Origin of the sequence: Rhodobacter aestuarii (assembly GCF_900156655.1) — a bacterium.
GTDB classification, from domain to species: Bacteria; Pseudomonadota; Alphaproteobacteria; order Rhodobacterales; family Rhodobacteraceae; genus Rhodobacter; species Rhodobacter aestuarii.
Genome location: NZ_FTOG01000001.1, coordinates 364027 through 384945, shown reverse-complemented (window position 1 = coordinate 384945; position 20919 = coordinate 364027). Strand labels below are relative to the sequence as shown.

Genomic DNA, 20919 nt, shown 5'->3' with positions numbered 1-20919 from the left:
AGGTCACCCCCAATGCCCCAAGGTCTCTATATCGTCCGGTTGGATTTCGAAACTGCCCGCGCCGGGGCAGCTACGCTTTCCATCGAACTGGCCGTCAATCCTGAAACACGCCTGCTAGATGCCAGCCTGCATGGGCTGATGCGCACACGGGTCAATACGCCGCAAGAATTCAATGGCCACGCCAAAGGGGTGATGGAGCTTTCGCCCGAGCGTGGCGCCTTGGGGCTGCTGGGGGGGCTTCAAGGTCAGGTCGTTGTTACCGCGCGCGGGCCGCGCGACCGCGCCTATCTTGCGCCTTTCTTTGGCGAATTCACCGTCGATGCCAATTGGAATGGCAGCGGCGCGTTTCATGTTGGCGATGCACGGTTTCAGGGCAAACTGACGCAGGTGCGCGTGCCCGAACCGGCCGAATAATGGTGGGCGCGACGATGAAACGCGGCTTCAATCGGCAAGGGGGCGCCTGTCGCCCCCGATTTGAGCAAGCCGCCGCGCATTGTGAAACCATGCGCGCATTTTCGCGCTTGCGCTCGCGGCGAGGCTGATCATGCTTATAGGTATGAGCGATGCATTTGCCCTTCCGATGCCCGGCACCTTTCTGACCGAGGCAGATTACAACGCGATGCGCCACCATCTGCGCGGTGTGCGGATTGTGGAGTTGCGCCAGATCGGCGGCACCCCCGAAGATGGGGCCGAAGTGATGGCCTATCTGGAGGCAGAGGGATTCGCCGTGAAGTTCCGCTTGCTGGAACGGATGTCGCCGCCCCCGCTCAAACGCATCGTGTTCCGTTACCCGGGGCCGAAGCAAGCGGAAATGACCATCGCCCCGGAAATCGTGGAATAATCCACGGCTTTAGGGGCCCCAACGCCACCCAATGACGCGCGTCACACACGCGTTACAATTTTGCTGCGCACGCAGAAAAACTTGAAACCGCAAGCCAAAAACGCGATCTTGTCCAAAGGATTGTGGGGAGAAGTTCATGGCTTTGCCGGTGCGGCAACAGGTTACCTATTGGGGCGTCGCCATGGGCGCGCTTGTGGTGGTGCTTTGGGGGTTGGGCGATGTGATCCTGCCCTTCTTGGTGGGCGGCGCCATTGCCTACTTCCTTGATCCGCTGGCCGACCGGCTAGAGCGCGCAGGCGCAAGCCGGGCGGTGGCGACGGCCACCATTGCCTTTATCGCCACCTCTGCCTTTGTCGTGATTGGGCTCGCCATTTTGCCCACGCTGGTGCGCCAGTTGACCGGGCTTGTGGAAACCGCGCCCGAAATTGCCGCGCGGTTGCAAGCCTTTCTGACCACGCATTTCCCCTCGCTGATGGAGCCGGGCTCGGCCACGAACGAGGCCTTGGCGGGCGTTGGCAATGCGATCAAGGCGCGCGGGGCGGAACTGGCGCAAACGCTGCTTTCCTCGGCGATGAGCGTCGTCAATGCGCTGGTCTTCATTGTCGTCGTGCCGGTCGTGGCATTTTACATGCTGTTGGATTGGGACAATATGGTCGCCAAGGTCGATGCGCTGTTGCCGCGCGATCATGCGCCCACGATCCGCGAACTGGCCCGCCAAATCGACAAGGTGCTTTCGGGCTTTGTGCGCGGGCAAATCTCGGTTTGTTTGATCTTGGCCACCTTCTATGGTGTGGCGCTGATGGCGGCGGGATTGACCTTTGGCCTGCTGGCCGGGGCGGTCGCGGGCATGCTGACCTTTATCCCCTATGTCGGCGCGCTGGTGGGCGGCGTGCTCGCCATTGGGCTCGCGCTTTATCAGTTTTGGGGGGAGTGGTTCTCGATCGGGATTGTCGCGGGCATTTTTGCCGTTGGCCAATTCCTCGAGGGCAATATCATCACCCCGCGGCTGGTCGGCAGTTCGGTCGGGCTGCACCCGCTGTGGCTGATCTTTGCGCTGTCGGCCTTTGGCACGCTGTTTGGCTTTGTGGGCATGCTGGTGGCGGTTCCGCTTGCCGCGATGATCGGGGTTCTGGTCCGCTTTGCGCTGGATCATTACCGCGAGGGGCGGCTTTACCGCGGCCTTGAATGGCAAGACGAAGACACCCCCAGTACCCTTTCCGATGCAACCGAAACCCCCGAGGATGAGGCCTAAGATGGGGCGGCAAATGGCATTCGACCTACCGGTGCGGCAAGCCCGGGGACGCGAAGATTTCTTCGTGGCAGGCGCCAATGCGCTGGCACTGGCAGCCCTTGATACGCCCGAGCATTGGCCCGCAGGCCGGATGCTCTTGGTGGGCCCTGAAGGCGCAGGCAAGACCCATCTGGGCGCGATCTGGGCCGAGGATCACAAGGCCGAAATCATAGATGCGCGCGCATTGACCGATGCCGGGGCGGAACGGCTGGCCGCGCTGCGCGCTGTGGTGGTGGAAGATGCCCAGCATATGGGCGGCGACCCGGCCGCCGAAGAAGCGGCGTTTCATCTGGTGAACCTGATCGCCGCCGAGGGGGGCTTGGTGCTCTTCACCGCCGATTGCCCGCCGCGCGATTGGCACCTGCGTCTGCCCGACCTCAAAAGCCGCCTTGAGGCCACCACGGCAGTGCATATCGCGCCGCCCGATGATGTGCTTTTGGGCGCGGTTCTGGGCAAGCTTTTCTCCGACCGGCAATTGATCGTGCCACCCACTTTGGTGAGTTGGCTTGTGCCGCGTATGGAACGCTCTTTGGGCACGGCGCGGGCCTTGGTGGCGGCGCTCGATGCGCGCGCTTTGGCCGAGCGCAAGCCGATCTCCCGGACCATGGCTGCCGAAGTGCTAGACACGTTACGTTGAGCGCACCTAAACTGTCACAATTCCATCACATAACAGAAGCATAAGCGCTCCATGACTCAGGCAGATTTCCTCACCGCCCCCTTCCCCGTCCCGCATGAACTTCCGGAGGAGGATCTGGCTGGGCCGAAGCGCTTCTTCAACCGAGAGCTGAGCTGGCTCGCCTTCAACTGGCGGGTGCTGGAAGAGGCGGCGAACCAGCGCGTGCCGCTTTTGGAGCGGCTGCGGTTTCTCTCTATCTCGGCCACCAACCTCGACGAGTTTTACACCGTGCGTGTGGCCGGCCTGATGGAGCTTGTGCGCGAACGCAATGCCGTGCCCTCGGATGATGGGCTGACCCCTGCTGAACAGTTGACGCTGATCAACGCCGATGCCCGCGCGCTGATGGAAACGCAGCAATCCACGTGGAACACGCTGCGCCGCGAGATGGAAGAAACCGGCATCCATCTGTTGTCGCGCTCCTCGATCACCGCCGAAGATCGCAGCTTCTTGGCGGAATACTTCCTGTCGAAAGTGTTCCCGGTGCTGTCGCCGCTCGCCATTGACCCGGCGCACCCCTTCCCCTTCATCCCCAACACCGGCTTTTGCTTGGCGCTGGAGTTGGAGCGCACCGCCGACAAACGGCGGATGCAGGCGCTTTTGCCGATCCCGCAGCAGATCGACCGGTTCATCCGCCTGCCCGGCGAGGCACGCTTCCTGCCGCTGGAAGAATTACTGCTGTTGCACCTCGATATGCTGTTTCCGCGCTACACCGAAACCGGGCATTGCGCGTTTAGAGTGCTGCGCGACAGCGACCTTGAGGTCGAAGACGAAGCCGAAGACCTTGTGCGCGAGTTTGAAACCGCGCTGAAGCGGCGCCGTCGCGGCCAAGTGATCCGGCTCAAAATCACCACCGGCGCGCCAAGCGCGCTGCGCCGCCTGATCATGGAAGAATTGCACGTCGCCCCCGATGAGGTGGTCGAGGTGAAGGGGCTCTTGGGGGTCGCCGATCTGAAAGAACTGGTGCTGGATAACCGCCCCGATCTGCTTTGGCCGCCGTTTGTGCCGCGCGTGCCCGAACGGGTGCAAGACCATGACGGTGATATGTTCTCGGCCATTCGGCATAAGGACATGCTGCTGCACCACCCCTATGAAACCTTTGACATGGTCATTCGCTTCCTGACGCAGGCCGCGAACGACCCGAATGTGCTGGCGATCAAGCAAACGCTTTACCGCACCTCGAAAGACAGCCCCGTCGTGGATGCGCTTTGCGAGGCGGCGGAAAACGGCAAATCGGTCACGGCCCTTGTCGAACTCAAGGCCCGCTTTGACGAGGCCGCCAACATCCGCCAATCGCGGCGGCTGGAACGGGCGGGCGCGCATGTCGTTTACGGCTTCATGCATCTGAAAACGCATGCAAAAATCTCGACCGTGGTGCGGCGCGAGGGCGATAACCTTGTCACCTACACCCACTATGGGACCGGCAACTATCACCCGATCACGGCGCGGATTTACACCGATTTGAGCTTCTTCACTTGCGATGCGAGCTTGGGGCGCGATGCCACCAAGGTCTTCAACTATCTGTCGGGCTATGTGCAGCCCGAGGGGTTGGAGAATTTGTCGATCTCGCCCACCTCGCTCAAACCCAAGCTTTTGGAAATGATCGCCGCCGAGGCAGAGCATGCCAAAGCCGGGCGGCCTGCGGAGATTTGGGCCAAGGTCAACTCACTGATTGATGCCGATGTGATTGATGCGCTTTATGCGGCAAGCCAAGCGGGGGTAGAAATCTCGCTCGTGGTGCGCGGCATCTGCGGCGTGCGCCCGGGCATCAAAGGGCTGAGCGAAAACATCCGCGTCAAATCCATTGTCGGGCGGTTCTTGGAACATTCGCGGATTGTCTGTTTTGGCAATGGCCATGGCCTGCCCTCAGAAGGCGCACGGGTGTTTTTCTCCTCTGCCGACTGGATGGGCCGCAACCTGACGCGGCGCGTGGAAACGCTGATTGAGGCGAAAAACGACACGGTGAAAGCGCAGATCGTCGGCCAGATCATGGCGGCGAACATGGCCGATACCGCGCAAAGCTGGGTGCTTGGTCCCGATGGCCGCTTTATCCGCGCCCTGCCCGAGGGCAAGGAACTTTTCTCCTGCCACAAGTTCTTCATGGAAAACCCCTCGCTTTCGGGGCGTGGCACGGCGGGCGCAAAAGATGTGCCGGTGCTTGCCCATGGACCCGAACACAGGATACCGTGATCACGCTTAGGACGGATCGACTCGGAAGGCTGCCCGATGAACCCAAAGACCACTCCCCTGCATGAGGACGCCGAGGATTGGGACCCATTTGGAAAGCCTTTGTTCGATGACCCTTCGGCCCGCGCCGTGTCGCGGGTGGGGGTGGTTGATGTTGGCTCCAACTCGGTTCGGATGGTGGTGTTTGACGGCGCCGCCCGCAGCCCGGCCTATTTCTTCAATGAAAAGGTGATGGCGGGGCTGGGCAAAGAGCTTGCCGAAACCGGGATGCTGAACCCCAAGGGCCGCGAACGCGCGCTGATCGCACTCAAGCGGTTTTCATTGCTGGCCAAGGGGATGGATATTGGCCCGCTCACCTGCGTCGCCACGGCGGCGGTGCGTGATGCCAAAGACGGCCCCGAGTTTCAGCGCCAAGTGGAGCGCGAAACCGGGCTGCGGCTGCATGTGATTGACGGCACCGAAGAGGCGCGGCTTTCGGCGCAAGGCGTGCTGTTGGGCTGGCCCGAGGCGCAGGGCCTAATTTCCGACATCGGCGGCAACTCGATGGAACTCGCCGTTTTAGGCGGGCGCAAAGTGGGCAAGCGCGACACCTCGCCTTTGGGGCCGTTCCGGCTGCAACAGATCGAGGGCGGCAAAAAAGAGCAACTCGCCCATATCCGCGCCCATGTGGAGCGGCTGGCGAAAAAGCTCGGCACCGATCACGACCGGCTTTATCTGGTGGGCGGCTCGTGGCGGGCGATTGCGCGGCTTGATATGGAGCGCAACAAATACCCGCTTTTGGTGCTGCATGAATACCGGATGGAGCCCGACAGCGTTCTCAAAACGCTCGATTGGATCGGCAAGCAAGACTTGGCGGATCTGCGGGCGAAAACCGGCACCTCGCAGGCGCGGATGGAATTGGTGCCGCTGGCATCCCTCGTGCTGCGCGAATTGATCGAGACCTTCCAGCCGAAGGAAATTGACGTTTCCTCTTACGGTATCCGCGAAGGGCTTTTGTATGAGCAGATGCCCGACAAACTGCGCGCGCGCGACCCGCTGATAGAGGCCTGCCGCCATGCCGAACGTGGGCAATCGCGGCTGCCGGGCTTTGGCAAAAAGCTGCATGCCTTCATCGAGCCACTTTTTGGCGAGGTCTCCCCCGCGCGCTACCGGCTGATGCGCGCGGCATGTTTGCTGCATGACACAACTTGGCGCACCCATCCCGATTACCGGGCCGAGGCGTGTTTTGACAATGTTACCCGCGCCAATATGGCGGCACTGAGCCACCCCGAACGGGTATTTTTGGGGGTGGCGCTGTTGCACCGCTACAAGAACTCGCGCTCCGGCAGCCGGTTCACGCCGCTCTTTGATCTGCTGCCACCCGAGCAATTGCGCGAGGCCGAGATCTTGGGCAAGGCGATGCGCTTTGGCGCGATGTTCGCAATCCATGATCCGGGCGATGCGGGCGAGTTGAGCTATAACGAAAAGACCAACACCATCGAGCTGCATCTGACCAAGCGCGGCGCGGGGCTGTTTGGCGAAGTGGCCGAGGCACGCTTTGCCTCGCTCGCAAGCGCGATGAAGGCCACGCCGATGGCGATTTTGCCGACGTAAGACGACACAGGGCGGCGCATGACCGCCGGGTGGGCGCCTGCCGGATGTGCGGGGCGTTTTATCGTGTCAGATCTTCAGCCCGCGTTCTTTATCCAAACGTTGCAAGCGCCCGCCCGAGGGGGCGGTCGGGCGCTGCCCGGGCCGCTAAAGCGGCGATTCCGGGCAAAGGGGCACCATCCCCAAACAAAACCGCGCCCCGAAGGGCGCGGCTCGTAACCTCCGAGATCGGAGATAGATTTCTTATTCGTCGTCGTCGGCCGCCGCAGCGCCCACTTCGTCGAACAGTTCGGCAATCTCGAACTCGGCAGCCGCTTCGGCTTCTGCGGCGAGTTCTTGGATCGATTTGCCCGAAGCTTGGATTTCGGCTTCTTCCATCGAGCGCGCCACGTTGATGACGATGGTCGCTTCGACTTCCGGGTGCAGCACAACGTGCACGTCATGCAGGCCGAGGTCTTTGATCGGGGCTTTCAGCACCACTTGGCGCTTGTCGATCGAGAAGCCGCCCGTGGTGGCCGCTTCGGCGGCGTCACGGGTGGTGACCGAACCGTAAAGCGCACCGGCGTCGGACGCCGAGCGGATCACGATGAACTGCTGACCGTCGAGTTTCTCGGCCAGAGCTTGCGCTTCGGCTTTGGTCTCAAGGTTGCGGGCCTCAAGCTGGGCTTTACGCTCTTCGAAGCTTTTGATGTTGGCTTCGTTGGCGCGCAGCGCTTTGCCTTGGGGCAGCAGGAAGTTGCGAGCATACCCGTCGCGCACTTTCACGACATCGCCCATTTGGCCAAGTTTGGCCACGCGTTCCAGAAGGATGACTTGCATTGCTCTGTCTCCTTACTTCACGGCATAGGGAAGCAGGGCGAGGAAACGGGCGCGCTTGATGGCACGCGCAAGCTCGCGCTGTTTCTTGGCCGAAACGGCGGTGATGCGGGCGGGGACGATCTTGCCACGCTCCGAGATGTAGCGCTGCAGAAGACGGGTGTCTTTGTAGTCGATCTTCGGCGCGTTCTCGCCCGAGAACGGGCAGACCTTGCGGCGACGGAAAAACGGTTTGCTAGCCATGGGTCAAACTCCTGCGATCAACGACGTTCGGGACGCGGGCCGCGGTCGCCACGGGGGCCGCGTTCTTCGCGCTCGTCACGTTTTTGCATCTGCACCGAGGGGCCTTCGTCATGGGCGTCGACCTTCACGGTCAGAACACGCATCACGTCGTCGTGCAGACGGGCGAGACGCTCCATTTCCTGCACGGCGCCCGAGGGCGATTCGGTCCGCATGAAGCCATAGTGGCCTTTGCGGTTTTTGTTGATCTTGTAGGCCATGGTTTTCACGCCCCAGTATTCGGTGCCGAGGACTTTGCCCCCGTTGTCACCGATCACGGCGGAAAAATGTTCCAAAAGACCTTCGGCCTGCGCGTTGGACAGATCCTGACGCGCAATGAGGACATGCTCGTAAAGCGGCATGTAGGCTCCTGTTTTCACTAGGCGGCTTCAACGGTGGATGTAACCTTCCGCCACCCACCACGAGAGGCTGCGCCGGTTCATATCAGCGCGGAAGATGGGGCCTTATAGGGGAAAGCGCGCCGCGTGCAAGCAAAATCACCCTTTGGCAGCGGCGCGATTGCCTTGGGCGGCGAGCAAAATGCCCCCCAAAATCAGCCCAAAGCCCGCCGCGTGGTAAAGATGCAGCGGCTCATGCAGGAAGGCCGCCGACAAGATCGCGCCGTAAACCGGGATCAGGTGAATGAACTGCCCCGCCCGCGCAGGCCCCGCCAGCACCACGGCGCGCGTATAAAAAAGATAGGCCAGAACCGAGGGCACAATGCCGATATAGGCGAGCGAGGCAATCGAAGCCGGGGTGAAGATCGGCCGATAGCCGAGCCAAAGCTCCAGCGCCAAGAACGGCGCAAGCATCGGCAGTGCAAGGATGATCTGCACCGCCAAGAGGCCGATCCGGTTCACCTCTGGCGGGAAGAGCTTCAGCCCCATCGTGTAAAAGGCCCAAGCGATCATCGCGGTGAAAATGATCAAGTCGCCCTGCGCGAAATCAAGCGCCAGCGCGCGGGCGAGCGAACCTTGCAAGATCACCACCGCCACGCCCAGCGTGGAGACAATCAGGCCCAAGACCTGCCACAGCCCCAAGCGCTGCCCCCAGAAAAGCGCGCCGATGAGCAAGATCAACAGCGGGATCGAGGAATTGAGCAGCATCCCATTGGTGGCAGGCGTTGTCTGCAAGCCCCAATAAATCAGCGTGTTAAAGGCCACAACGCCGGGCACAGAAAGCCCGACGATGCGCCAGAAGTAGCGTTTATAAAGCGGCCAATCGCGTTTGAGATGTGGCCAAGCAAAGGGCAAAAGCGCGATCAGCGCGATCACCCAGCGGCCATAGGCAAGGCTGACGGGGGGCCATTCGCCGCGCGAATAGCGCGCCACGATGAAATTGCCCGCCCAGAACAGCGGCGGCAGCGCCAGCACTGCCCAAAGCTTCCAGCCACCTGATGCCTTTGCCTCACTCATCCCCGCCTCCCCGCTTTTGCCCCGGTGTGAGCCGAAATGTGCGCGGGAGCAAGGGGGCAGCAGCGCGCAGGGACGCGAGGTTAAGGGCGTGCCATCAGGGCATCGTGGGTCAGCACTCAGACCGGCGCGGGGTCTTCGGCCTCTACCGCGCGGCAATTGGCGTGCGCGCCTGTGGTGCAGGGCACAAAGGTGAAGATCGCGGCTTGCGAACGGCCCCGCTTGCCAAACATTGCCCGCTTGCGCCCCGTGGCTTTTTGTATCCGCGCCCAAAGCTGTTCGCCAGCCCGCGTCGTCAAAATGGGCCGCGCCGGGGTTTGCGCCAGCCCGCCCATCGCTTGCGGCAGGCCGGGAATATGCTGATCGGCCAAATACCCCGCCGTGGTACGCTTGAGCAGCAGCGTTTCGCAGGCACAACCCTCGGCCAAAATGATCTCATGGCGCTCAAACAGCAGATGCACATAGGCGATCCGGTCGAGCGGTTGCAGCCGCACCGTGGCGCCGTTGAGCAGCGCGGCGGCGGGCACCAGCACCTCTTCCCCCTGCGGGTCGGTAAGCAGCACCCGATGCTGGCGGCTGAGCAGCAAAGGCCGGGTATTGCCCAAAACGCCCGTTTCAAACCAGACCGGCATCGACCGCCCAACGCCCGCCACATCAAACCGCCCGATCCAGCGTAAAGCTTGCGGGCCGTTGTCGCGCGTGTCCACCACATCACCGGGGCGCAGGCAGGCGATGGCGCGCTCACCTTCAGGCGTTTGCACCCGCGTGCGGGCATCAAAACAGGGCATCTGATAGGTGGTTGGGGATTGGTCCGTGGTATAGAAGCCCGGCGGGTTGCCAGAGTCAAAATTATCCCAATACCATGTTTCCAAATCAAAATCCGGGGTCCAAACGAGTTGGATCAGATCGCCATGGCTATCAAGCCCCTCAAACACCACCGCATAGCCACTGTCGCCATTGAGGTCGATGAAATCGGACCGGATGATCGTGGCATTCGCAATCGTGTCGCCGCCATTGCCTCCGAAGGTGATCGTGTAAGTATCCCCCGGCGAGAAGATATAGGGAGAGGGATCGCCGGGTTGCGATTGGATCACCAGATCCTTCGACGAGTTCGGCGGATAGTCAAACGTAGAGGTGCCCGCCCCCGAGCCGATGTTGGAGCCCGTGGCAGCCGCAAACTGATTGTCGATGGCGTAAATGGTGAGGGTCATTTAGGGCTTGGGGAGGCTGTTTCCCAAACCCTAATCGCGCTTGGTAAACAAACCCTTTCGCGCCTTTACCCTAAGGCTTAGCCCACCAGCTTTTGCACCGCTTTGGCGAACCGCGCGCTCATTTTTGTATAGGGCGGCATCAACGGGTCCAGCACCGCAAAGCGGTTTTCCAAGATCGGCTTTTCATGGCTGAAAGCGGCAAAGCCCCAGCGGCCATGCGCAGCCCCTAGGCCCGAATTGCCCACCCCACCAAAGGGCAGGTTGAGGTGCAGGAAATGCGCAAGCGTCACATTCACCCCCACCCCGCCCGAAGTGGTGGCGGCGCTGATACGGTTGATCAAGGCGCGGTCCTTGGTGAAGAGGTAAAGCGCGAGCGGCTTTTCCCCCGCCTCAATTTCGGCCAGCACCGTCTCAAGAGCGTCATAGGCGATCACCGGAAGCACCGGGCCGAAAATCTCTTCGCGCATAAGCGCGGCCTCGCCCGGCACATCGGTCAACACCGTGGGGGCGAGATAGCGCGCGGCCTCTTCCGCCTCCCCCCCAGTGATAAGGGTCGCGCCTTTGGCCAGCGCCTCATCCAGCAAGCCCTTGAGCCGGGAGAAATGGCGCGCCCCAATCAGCCGCGCGAAGCTGCGCGAGGTTTCGGGCGTGGCGCCATACATCTTAGCAATCTCGGCGCGCAGGGCTTGGGTGAAGGCGGCCTGATCGGCGCGCGGCACATAGACATGATCGGGCGCGATGCAGGTTTGGCCCGCGTTTTGAAACTTGCCCCAAGCCACCATCCGCGCGGCTTTTTGCAGATTTGCGCCGGGGCCAAGAATAACCGGAGATTTCCCGCCCAATTCCAGCGTCACAGAGGCCAGCGTTTTCGCCGCCGCCGCCATCACCACGCGCCCCACAGCGGGCGAGCCGGTAAAGAAGATGTGGTCAAAGGGCTGGGCAAGAAGCTCGGTCGAAACCTCCACGCCCCCTTCCACCACCGCCACAAGATCAGCGGGCAGTGCAGCCGCGGCGATTTGGGCGATCAGCGCCGAGGTGGCGGGCGCGAGTTCCGAGGGTTTGATCACCGCCGCATTGCCCGCCGCAATCGCCGAGACCAACGAGCCAAGCGCGAGGCACAGCGGATAGTTCCACGGCGCGATGATCAGCACCGTGCCCTTGGGCTCGGGCCGGATCGTACCGCGTGTGCCCAGCATGGAAAGCGTGGGCCAAACCCGGCGTGGCTTGGCCCAGCGCTTCAGATGTTTGGTCGTGTGCCGGATTTCCGACAGGATGGGAATGATTTCCGAGATCCGCACCTCAACCGGCGGCTTACCAAGATCGGCGGCCAAAGCGGCCATGATCTCGCTTTCGCGCGCGCGCAATTCGGCGGCCAGTTTCGCCAAAACTGCGCGGCGCTTCGCAAGCGTAAAGCCCGTGCGCCGCGCCGCATCGCCTGCAGCGAGTTGGGTGTAGACCTCGGCCGGGGTCACACCAGCACCACGCGCTGATGCTGTTGGCCCAGCCCCTCAACCCCCAGATCGACCGTATCGCCTTCCCACAGGAATTGCGGCGGATCCATGCCCATCCCCACACCGGGCGGCGTGCCGGTGGTGATGATATCGCCCGGCTCCAGCGTCATGAACTGGCTGATGTAATGCACCAGATAAGCGACGCCATAGACCATTGTCGCGGTCGAGCCGTTTTGGCGACGGGAGCCGTTCACATCCAGCCAAAGCGACAGGTTTTGCGGATCGGGCACCTCTTCCTTCGTCACCAACCACGGGCCGAGGGGGGCAAAGCTGTCATGGCTTTTGCCTTTGACCCATTGGCCCGCATGTTCAATTTGGAAGCTGCGCTCCGACACATCATTGCAGATCATATAGCCCGCCACATGATCCATCGCACTCTCGAGGGGGACGTATTTGGCGCGGGTGCCGATCACAAAGGCCAGTTCCACCTCCCAATCCAGCTTGGTGGAGCCGCGCGGCAATTCGATCGGGTCATCGGGGCCGGAAATCGCCGAGGTCGCTTTCATGAACAACACCGGCTCGGGTGGCACATCCATGCCAGACTCGGCGGCGTGATCGGCATAGTTCAGACCGACCGCAATCAGCTTGCCAACATTGGCGACGGGGGCCCCCAAACGCACGCCTTCGGGCACAATCGGCAGCATCGCAGCATCGACCCATTCCAGCCGCGACAGCCCCGCATCGGAAAGCGCCGCGCCATCAATATCGCGCACCACCCGGCTGAGGTCACGCAACGTGCCATCGGTGTGCAAAAGCCCCGGCTTTTCAAAGCCTTTGTCGCCATAACGAACCAGTTTCATTCTTCCCCCCTGCCTCCTGCAGTTCTTTGGCGCAAGATTGGACCGGAAGGCAGGCTTCGGGCAAGACCAAAGGCCCGGGGGCGACCCCGGGCCTCACCCTTTGCGCAAGTTCCGTGAGTGGGGCGCGCCGGGTTTGATCGTTTAGGCGGCTTCCATGCCCTCGGGCGCTTTCGCCCCGGTCATGTAGGCCACCGCATCGGACATCGAATGCGTCTTCGGGTCGATCACACACAGGCGGCGCCCAAGGCGGTGCACATGGATGCGGTCGGCCACTTCAAACACATGGGGCATATTGTGCGAGATCAGGATGATCGGAATGCCGCGCGCCTTCACATCCAAGATCAACTCCAACACCCGGCGGCTTTCTTTGACGCCGAGCGCGGCGGTGGGCTCATCCAGAATGATCACCTTGGAGCCAAAAGCCGCCGCGCGCGCCACCGCCACGCCTTGACGCTGCCCGCCCGAAAGCGTTTCCACCGTTTGGTCGATGTTTTGGATGGTCATCAGGCCAAGTTCACTCAGCTTCTCGCGCGCGAAGTCGCGCATCGCGCCATGATCGAGCGCGCGGAAAACCGAGCCCGCAATACCGGGTTTGCGGATTTCCCGCCCCATGAACATATTGTCCACAATCGACAGCGCGGGCGACAGGGCCAGGGTTTGATAGACCGTGGCAATCCCTGCCTCTTGCGCCTGCATCGGGGAGGCAAAATGAACGGGCTTTCCATCAAGGAAAATCTCACCCGCATCGGGCTGCACCGCGCCGCAAAGCGCCTTGATCAAGGTGGATTTGCCCGCGCCATTATCGCCAATTACGGCCAGAATTTCGCCCGGATAAAGCTCAAAATCGGCATGGTCGAGCGCGGTCACTTTGCCATAGCGTTTCACAAGGCCACGGGCGGAGAGAATGGGTTGGATGCTCATTTCGACACCTTCCGGATCCATTGGTCAATCGCGACGGCGATGATGATCAGCCAGCCAATCGCGAAGACCTGCCACAGCACATCCACATTGGCGAGCCGCAGGCCCGATTGAAACACGCCCACAATGAGCGCCCCAAAGAGCGCCCCGAGAATGGAGCCGCGCCCGCCGAAAAGCGAAATCCCCCCCACCACAACGGCAGTGATGGATTGCAGATTGCCCTCATAAAAGGATTGCGGCGAGATCGAGCCAACGCGGCCAATCGCGGCCCAAGCGGCAATGGCGCAGACAAGCCCCGCCATCCCATAGACCGACAGCAAAACCCGGTCAGCCTGAATGCCCGCCAGTTCGGCCGCTTCCTTGTCATCGCCCACGGCATAGACATGGCGGCCCCAAGCGGTTTTGTTGAGCATGTACCAAAGGCCCAAGAAGACCGCGATCATCAAAAGGGAGCCATAGGTGACCTTGGCGCCAAAGAAGGCGAACCCTTCCCCCCAGAATTTCAGAAGCGGTGCGTTTTTGTCGATGTCTTGGCTGCGGATGGATTGCGCGCCCGAAAGCCAGAGGTTCAGCGCATAGAAAATCGACCATGTGCCGAGCGTGGTGATGAAGGGCGGCAGTTTCACTTTGGTCACAAGGAAGCCGTTCATCAGCCCCGCGCCCGTGCCCCCCGCAAAGGCCACGGCCAGCGCCAAAACCGGCGGCACGCCCATATAAACGGCAAGATTGCCCGCGATCACCGACATCAGCACCATGATCGCCGCGACGGAAAGGTCGATCCCGGCAGTGAGCACAATAAGCGATTGCGCGGCGGCCAAAATCCCGATGATCGAGACCTGCTGCAAGATCAGCGACAGGTTGAAGGGCGAAAAGAACCGATCCCCCGCGACAAGGCCAAAGACCACAATTGCCGCAACCAGTACGATCACCGGCACCAGCGTTGGATTGCCATGCAGCATATGTTGCAGCTTTTCGACCAAGCCCTTCGGTCGATCATCAAACTGCGCGACGCGCTTGTCGCTTTGGCCGAGCATATGCTCGAACTCTTGCCCCTTTGGGCTCCCCGTCTCGCTCATGCGCCACCCCTCCCGTGCCTGCTGATGCGAAAAGAGAGGCGGAAACCGCCTCTCTCGTTCCATTTTGGGCTAGATCAGCCCCAGCACTGATGCAGCGCTTCTTCCGAGGTGATCGAGGGCACGCCCTCAACCGGCTCATCGGTCACCAGCGTCACACCGGTGTTGAAGAAGTCGAGCCCTTCGGAGTTTTGCGGCTTGGTGCCATCGGCGGCAAAGGCGGCAATCGCCTCAACCCCTTTGGAGGCCATCAGAAGCGGGAATTGCATTGAGGTCGCGCCGATCACCCCATCGGCCACGTTTTGCACGCCCGGGCAGCCGCCATCGACCGAAACGATCATCGCTTGGCTTTCCAGCCCCACGGCCTTGAGCGCCTCATAAGCGCCCGCCGCAGCGGGTTCGTTGATCGTGTAGACGACATTCACACCGCTGTCTTTTTGCAGCAGGTTTTCCATCGCGGTCCGGCCACCTTCTTCGTTGCCGTTCGTGACATCATTGCCAACGATGCGCGGATCGTCTTCATCACCAATGTCTTTGGGGTCTTTCACATCGACGCCAAAGCCCGTCAGGAAGCCTTGGTCGCGCAGGTAATCAACCGAAACTTCAGAGGGGTTGAGGTCCAAAAGCGCGATCTTCGCCCCCGAAGTATCGCCCATTTTCGCTGCCGCCCATTTGCCGATCAGCTCCCCCGCCAAGAAGTTGTCGGTGGCAAAGGTCGCGTCGGCCGTGTCGGCGGGCTCAAAGGGGGTGTCGAGCGCAATCACCAAAAGCCCCGCATCACGCGCTTGGCCCACCACCGGCGCCAAAGCGCGGCTGTCGGAGGGCGTGATCAAAATGCCCTTGGCGCCACCCGCGATGCAGCTTTCCACCGCCGCGATCTGTGTTTCGACGTCGCCATCAATTTTGCCTGCATAGGTCGAGAGCTGGATGCCCATTTCCTCGGCCTTGGCCGTCGCGCCTTCCTTCATCTTCACGAAGAAGGGGTTGGTGTCGGTCTTGGTGATCAAGCAGGCGCTCACCTCAGCCGAAGCCGCGCCCGCAAGGGCCGTAAACGCCAGAACCGAAGCGCCCAAAAGGGCTGCTTTGCGCATCATCACGGTATCTCCTCCCGTTATCACATGACCCCCTCCTCAAGGGGTCGCGGTGAGAGTGGCGCGAGTCGCAGGCAGGGTCAATATATAAATCTAGTTGATTTATTATCTGCTAGCGCAATCACCCACCCTCTTTTCTGGCGTAGCGCTTGAGGTTAGGGTGCTTGAAGGAGGCCGCCATGTTCGATCTGGTGATTTTTGATTGTGACGGGGTTTTGATCGATAGTGAGATCATCTCGGCACAGATGCTGATCGCGGAACTCGCGCTGAATGGCGTCGAGATCGATCTCGATTATGTGGCGCGCCATTTTCTGGGTCGATCTTATCCTACTGTGCTCAAACAGGTGCGGCTCGAGTTCGGCCTTGATCTGCCCGAGGAATTTGAAGCGCGCTACCGTGAGCGGCTGCTGGCCGCCTTTGAACGCGACATGCAGGTGATGCCCGGCGTGGTGGCGCTGTTGGACCGGATTAGCCTGCCGTGGTGCGTGGCGACATCGTCCTCCCGCCCGCGCGCCGAACGCTCGCTGGAAATTGCGGGGCTGACCGGGCGCGTTGGGCCAAGGCTTTACACCGCCAGCCAAGTGCAAAACGGCAAGCCCGCGCCGGATCTGTTCTTTCTTGCCGCGCAAGAGATGGGGGCCGATCCTGCGCGCTGTTTGGTGATTGAAGACAGCCTCAATGGCATTCGCGCGGGGCTGGCGGCGGGGATGGAGGTTTGGCGCTTCACCGGCGGCAGCCATTTGGCGGGCCAAGACCTGATCCCGCCCGAAGATGCGCGCCCCGCGCTCAGCTTCGATGATTTCAGCCAATTCGAGACCCTGCTGGCGGGGCGCTAGGCGCAAGGATGGCAGTGATGGCAGAGCCCGACCCCACCCCGCAAGATGAGGCCGCCCGCGCAGGCTGGCTCTATTACGTTGGCGGTTTGACCCAAGACCAAGTCGCCGCTGAGCTGGGCGTGTCGCGCCAACGCGCGCAACGGCTGGTGGCAAAAGCCATGGCGGACGGGCTGGTACATGTGCGGCTTGAGCATAAGATCTCTGCCTGTCTGGACCTAGAGGCCGCGCTTGTGAGGCGGTTTGATCTGCAACTGGCGCGCGTGGTCCCTGCCCTGCCCGAAGGCGTGGACACCGCGCATGCCACCGCGCCCGCCGCTGCGCAATTGCTCGAACGCTATTTGGCCGAGGCGGAGCCGCTGATCATTGCCTTTGGCACCGGGCGCGCGCTTTCGGCGATGGCCTCCGAGGTGATGCGCACGCCCCATGCCCAGCACCGGATCGTTTCGCTCATTTCCAACATCGCGCCCGATGGCTCGGCCAGCTTTTATGACGTGATTATGCGCATGGCCGATAAGCTGCAATTGCCCCATTACCCGATGCTGGTGCCGGTGATCACCGACACCGCCGCCGAACGCGCGCTGTTCAATGCGTTGCGCCCGGTGCAAGCGGTGATGCAATTGGCCGAACAAGCCGATGTAACCTTTGTCGGCATTGGTCAAATCAACGAGGAAGCGCCACTTTTCAAAGATGGGTTCATCACCCGCGCACAGCTCGATGACCTGCTGGCTGCAGGGGCAGCGGGTGAGATTGTCGGCGGCGTGATTGATGCTGAGGGACGCTATATCGACACCGAAACGACTAGGCTGATTGGATCGTTCCGCATTCCAGCGGGGCGCGAAAAGCCGGTGATCGGCATTGCGGCGGGCAAATCCAAACTGCAAGCGATGCAAGCCGCGCTCAAGGGGCGGCTGATCAACGGGCTGGTGACCGACGAATCGACCGCCCGCGCGCTGCTGGACTAGACCCCGCCCAAACGCCCCACCTCACAAATGCTGCGCCTGCTCGGTGCCGCGAAAGCGGCGTCGTTCACACGTCATTTATGAATGTTAACAGATCGTAAACCTTCTTTCGCCTAGCCTGAATTTTCACGATTGACAGAATGCCGCCCGTAAGTGAACATTTACTCACTGGTTGGGCATTTGCTCAAACTCTGGGAGGAGAACCATGAACACCAAGATCCGGGCGCTGATGGGCGCCTGTGCTCTGTCGGCGTTGGCGACTGCCGCGCTGGCCGAAACCACGATCACCGTTGCCACCGTCAACAATGGCGATATGGTCCGCATGCAGGGCCTGATGGATGATTTTTACGCCAAGCACCCCGACATCAAAGTTGACTGGGTCACGCTGGAAGAAAACGTTCTACGCCAAAAGGTTACGACCGATATTGCCACCAAGGGCGGGCAATATGACGTGATGACGATCGGCACCTATGAAGCGCCGATCTGGGGCAAACAAGGCTGGCTCCTGCCGCTCGAATTTGATGCCGCCTACGATGTAGACGACCTGCTGCCCGCGATCCGCGGCGGTCTGACCGTGGATGGCAAGCTTTATGCCGCGCCGTTCTACGGTGAAAGCTCGATGATCATGTATCGCACCGATCTGATGGAAGCGGCGGGGCTGACCATGCCGGCCGAGCCCACGTGGGACGATGTCAAAGCCGCTGCTGCGGCGATGACCGACCGCGACAACGAGATTTACGGCATCTGCCTACGTGGCAAAGCGGGCTGGGGCGAAAACATGGCGTTCCTGAGCGCGATGGCCAACAGCTACGGCGCGAAATGGTTCGACATGGAGTGGAACCCGCAGTTTGACGGCGCGGCGTGGAAAGAAACGCTCACCGACTATCTCGACATGATGACCAATTACGGCCCGCCCGGCGCGTCGAACAATGGTTTCAACGAGAACCTTGCGCTGTTCCAACAAGGCCATTGCGGCATGTGGATTGATGCGACCGTGGCCGCGTCTTTCGTGACCAACCCCAATGACAGCACCGTTGCGGACCGTGTGGGCTTTGCGCTGGCGCCGAACAAGGCGGGCATTGCCAAACACGGCAACTGGCTATGGGCGTGGAACCTTGCGATCCCGGCAGGCACGCAAAAAGCCGAAGCCGCGAAGACCTTTGTCGAATGGGCAACCTCGAAAGACTACACCGCGCTTGTGGCCGAACATGAGGGTTGGGCGAACGTACCGCCGGGCACCCGCACCTCGCTTTATGAAAACCCCGAGTATCAAAAAGTGCCGTTCGCGGCGATGACGCTGAACTCGATCAATGCGGCGGACCCGACCAACCCGACGGTTGACCCGGTGCCTTATGTCGGCGTGCAATTCGTGGCGATCCCGGAATTCCAAGGCATCGGCACCGCCGTTGGCCAGCAATTCTCGGCCGCCCTTGCAGGCACCACCTCCGCCGATGATGCCCTTGCCGCCGCGCAAGCGCTGACCACGCGCGAGATGAAAAAGGCCGGTTACATCAAGTAATGGCACTTCCCAGGGGGGCCTCCCGGTCCCCCGTCGCTCACATGCAGGCAGGCTCCCGACCTGCCGCATGAAGGCCACTTGGGCGGCCTGCGGGCCGTCCCCTTTCGACCGATTGCGGCGCATCCGCCGCCCCCTATTTCCGATCAAGGCGCCCGCGCTTTTTGTGCGCCTGCGCCCCCGCCAGCCGGAGCCCGACAATGTCGACCCAAGCCTCGCGCACCGCTGCCCGCCTGATGATCTCGCCTGCTGTTTTATTGCTGCTGGGCTGGATGATCATCCCGCTGGGCATGACGCTGTGGTTCTCGTTACAGCGCTACAACCTTTTGATGCCGGGGATGGAAAGCTTCACCGGCTTTGACAACTACACCTACTTCCTGACCGACCCCGCCTTTGGCGCGGCGATCTTCAACACACTCGCCCTTGTGCTGGGTGTGCTGACGATCACCACCGTGGGGGGGCTGTTGCTTGCCCTGCTTTTGGACCAACCGTTTTGGGGCCAAGGCGTGGTGCGGGTGTTGGTGATTGCGCCCTTCTTCGTCATGCCCACGGTTTCGGCCTTGGTGTGGAAGAACATGTTCATGAACCCAGTGAACGGCGTCTTTGCCCATCTGGCCAAAAGCGTTGGCCTGCAACCTTATGATTTCCTGTCACAATCGCCGCTCGCCTCGATCGTCTTGATCGTTTCTTGGCAATGGCTGCCCTTTGCGACGCTGATCTTGCTCACCGCGCTGCAATCGCTGGACAGCGAACAGTTGGAAGCCGCCGAAATGGATGGCGCAGGCCCGATCTCGCGCTTTGTCCATGTGATGTTGCCGCATTTGGCGCGCGCGATCACCGTGGTGGTGCTGATCCAGACGATCTTCCTGCTTTCCACCTTTGCGGAGATTTTGGTCACCACCAATGGCGGCCCCGGCACGGCTTCCACCACGCTCACCTACCTCGTCTATATCCAGTCGCTCTTACAATATGACGTGGGCACCGGCGCGGCGGGCGGCATCATTGCCGTGATCTTGGCCAATATCGTTGCGATCTTCCTGATGCGGATGATCGGCAAGAACTTGGAGGCGTAACCGATGGCCCGCGCCGTATCTTCCCGCCGCAAGGCCCTTGTCACCGTGATTGCGTGGACAATTGGGCTCGCGATCTTCTTCCCGATCCTGTGGACCGCGATCTTGAGCTTCAAATCTGAGGGCAATGCGATTGCAAGCCCGCTGACCGTGCTCACCACGCCTTTCACGCTCGAAAGCTATGAAACCGTGCAGGAACGCTCCAACTACTTTGGGCATTTCTGGAACTCGGTGGTGATCTCGCTCGGCTCCACGCTCTTGGCCCTCGTGATCGCCATCCCCGCCGCTTGGGCAATGGCCTTCGTGCCGGGGCGCCGCACCAAAGACCTGTTGATGTGGATGCTTTCGACCAAGATGATGCCCGCCGTGGGCGTACTGGTGCCGATCTACCTGATCTTCCGCGATCTGGGGCTGTTGGACACCCGCACCGGGCTGGTTGTGGTCTTGATGCTGATGAACCTGCCGATTGTGGTGTGGATGCTCTACACCTATTTCCGCGAAATTCCGGGCGAAATTCTGGAAGCCGCGCGGATGGATGGGGCGACGCTAAAAGATGAGCTCATTCATGTGCTCACCCCAATGGCCGTGCCCGGCATTGCCTCGACGCTGCTTTTGAACATCATCTTGGCGTGGAACGAGGCGTTTTGGACGCTAAACCTCACCGCCGCCAAAGCCGCGCCGCTCACCGCCTTTATCGCCAGCTATTCCAGCCCCGAGGGGCTGTTCTACGCGAAACTCTCTGCCGCCTCGACGCTCGCCATCGCCCCCATTCTGATCCTTGGCTGGTTTAGCCAAAAGCAGTTGGTGCGTGGCCTGACCTTCGGCGCCGTCAAGTAAGGAGCCCC

21 protein-coding genes are annotated in these 20919 nt (G+C 61.3%); 11 read left to right on the top strand and 10 right to left on the bottom strand.

Annotated elements, in window-relative coordinates; all coding sequences use genetic code 11:
• Positions 1–12 precede the first annotated feature (12 nt).
• The 6 genes from BW967_RS01745 (at position 13) to BW967_RS01720 (ending at position 6585) form a co-directional block, all read left to right on the top strand.
• Positions 13–414: a hypothetical protein gene (locus BW967_RS01745; RefSeq protein ID WP_076483305.1), complete on the top strand. Its 402-nt coding sequence runs from the start codon at positions 13–15 to the stop codon at positions 412–414.
• Between the two features lie 130 nt (positions 415–544).
• Positions 545–841 (top strand): hypothetical protein, encoded by a 297-nt coding sequence (locus tag BW967_RS01740; RefSeq protein WP_139327779.1) that lies wholly within the window; start codon positions 545–547, stop codon positions 839–841.
• Positions 842–977: 136 nt separating this feature from the next.
• Positions 978–2093 carry an AI-2E family transporter gene (locus BW967_RS01735; RefSeq protein WP_076483303.1) on the top strand — a complete coding sequence of 372 codons (1116 nt, stop codon included), beginning with the start codon at positions 978–980 and terminating at the stop codon, positions 2091–2093.
• A gap of 1 nt (position 2094) precedes the next feature.
• Positions 2095–2769 carry a P-loop NTPase family protein gene (locus BW967_RS01730; RefSeq protein ID WP_076483302.1) on the top strand — a complete coding sequence of 225 codons (675 nt, stop codon included), beginning with the start codon at positions 2095–2097 and terminating at the stop codon, positions 2767–2769.
• 51 nt (positions 2770–2820) lie between these two features.
• Entirely contained in the window at positions 2821–4995 is a 2175-nt protein-coding gene (locus BW967_RS01725) for an RNA degradosome polyphosphate kinase (protein WP_076483301.1), read from the top strand.
• Positions 4996–5031: 36 nt separating this feature from the next.
• On the top strand, positions 5032–6585 hold the full coding sequence (locus BW967_RS01720) for a Ppx/GppA family phosphatase (protein WP_076483300.1): 1554 nt from the start codon (positions 5032–5034) through the stop codon (positions 6583–6585).
• Positions 6586–6825: 240 nt separating this feature from the next.
• On the opposite strand, the gene rplI is transcribed toward BW967_RS01720, so the two are convergent.
• From rplI to BW967_RS01670, 10 genes are all read right to left on the bottom strand, one after another.
• Positions 6826–7401: a 50S ribosomal protein L9 gene (gene rplI, locus BW967_RS01715; protein WP_076483299.1), complete on the bottom strand. Its 576-nt coding sequence runs from the start codon at positions 7399–7401 to the stop codon at positions 6826–6828.
• A 12-nt stretch (positions 7402–7413) separates the two neighbouring features.
• A complete protein-coding gene (gene rpsR / locus BW967_RS01710; protein WP_076483298.1) occupies positions 7414–7641 on the bottom strand; it encodes a 30S ribosomal protein S18 in 228 nt (75 codons plus the stop codon).
• A gap of 17 nt (positions 7642–7658) precedes the next feature.
• Positions 7659–8039: a 30S ribosomal protein S6 gene (rpsF, locus tag BW967_RS01705; protein WP_076483297.1), complete on the bottom strand. Its 381-nt coding sequence runs from the start codon at positions 8037–8039 to the stop codon at positions 7659–7661.
• A 135-nt stretch (positions 8040–8174) separates the two neighbouring features.
• Complete coding sequence (locus BW967_RS01700; RefSeq protein WP_076483296.1) at positions 8175–9092, bottom strand: DMT family transporter; 918 nt, start codon at positions 9090–9092, stop codon at positions 8175–8177.
• 116 nt (positions 9093–9208) lie between these two features.
• A complete protein-coding gene (locus tag BW967_RS01695; RefSeq protein WP_076483295.1) occupies positions 9209–10300 on the bottom strand; it encodes a Hint domain-containing protein in 1092 nt (363 codons plus the stop codon).
• A 77-nt stretch (positions 10301–10377) separates the two neighbouring features.
• A complete protein-coding gene (locus tag BW967_RS01690) occupies positions 10378–11772 on the bottom strand; it encodes an aldehyde dehydrogenase family protein (protein ID WP_076483294.1) in 1395 nt (464 codons plus the stop codon).
• Positions 11769–12611 (bottom strand): fumarylacetoacetate hydrolase family protein, encoded by an 843-nt coding sequence (locus BW967_RS01685; protein ID WP_076483293.1) that lies wholly within the window; start codon positions 12609–12611, stop codon positions 11769–11771. Before BW967_RS01685 ends, BW967_RS01690 begins: the two co-directional genes overlap by 4 nt.
• Positions 12612–12752: 141 nt before the next feature.
• Positions 12753–13532 carry an ATP-binding cassette domain-containing protein gene (locus tag BW967_RS01680; RefSeq protein WP_076483292.1) on the bottom strand — a complete coding sequence of 260 codons (780 nt, stop codon included), beginning with the start codon at positions 13530–13532 and terminating at the stop codon, positions 12753–12755.
• Positions 13529–14605: an ABC transporter permease gene (locus BW967_RS01675; RefSeq protein WP_076483291.1), complete on the bottom strand. Its 1077-nt coding sequence runs from the start codon at positions 14603–14605 to the stop codon at positions 13529–13531. Before BW967_RS01675 ends, BW967_RS01680 begins: the two co-directional genes overlap by 4 nt.
• Before the next feature lie 74 nt (positions 14606–14679).
• Entirely contained in the window at positions 14680–15693 is a 1014-nt protein-coding gene (locus BW967_RS01670) for a sugar ABC transporter substrate-binding protein (RefSeq protein ID WP_076483577.1), read from the bottom strand.
• Between the two features lie 179 nt (positions 15694–15872).
• On the opposite strand from BW967_RS01670, the gene BW967_RS01665 reads away from it, so the two are divergent.
• The 5 genes from BW967_RS01665 to BW967_RS01645 all read left to right on the top strand — a co-directional run bounded on the left by BW967_RS01665 (position 15873) and on the right by BW967_RS01645 (position 20911).
• Positions 15873–16529 (top strand): HAD family hydrolase, encoded by a 657-nt coding sequence (locus BW967_RS01665; protein WP_076483290.1) that lies wholly within the window; start codon positions 15873–15875, stop codon positions 16527–16529.
• A gap of 17 nt (positions 16530–16546) precedes the next feature.
• Positions 16547–17491: a sugar-binding transcriptional regulator gene (locus tag BW967_RS01660; protein WP_108188558.1), complete on the top strand. Its 945-nt coding sequence runs from the start codon at positions 16547–16549 to the stop codon at positions 17489–17491.
• A gap of 202 nt (positions 17492–17693) precedes the next feature.
• On the top strand, positions 17694–19007 hold the full coding sequence (locus BW967_RS01655) for an ABC transporter substrate-binding protein (RefSeq protein ID WP_076483288.1): 1314 nt from the start codon (positions 17694–17696) through the stop codon (positions 19005–19007).
• A 197-nt stretch (positions 19008–19204) separates the two neighbouring features.
• Positions 19205–20077, top strand: coding sequence for a carbohydrate ABC transporter permease (locus BW967_RS01650; protein ID WP_076483287.1), 873 nt, complete (start codon positions 19205–19207; stop codon positions 20075–20077).
• Between the two features lie 3 nt (positions 20078–20080).
• Positions 20081–20911, top strand: coding sequence for a carbohydrate ABC transporter permease (locus tag BW967_RS01645; protein WP_076483286.1), 831 nt, complete (start codon positions 20081–20083; stop codon positions 20909–20911).
• Positions 20912–20919 lie beyond the last annotated feature (8 nt).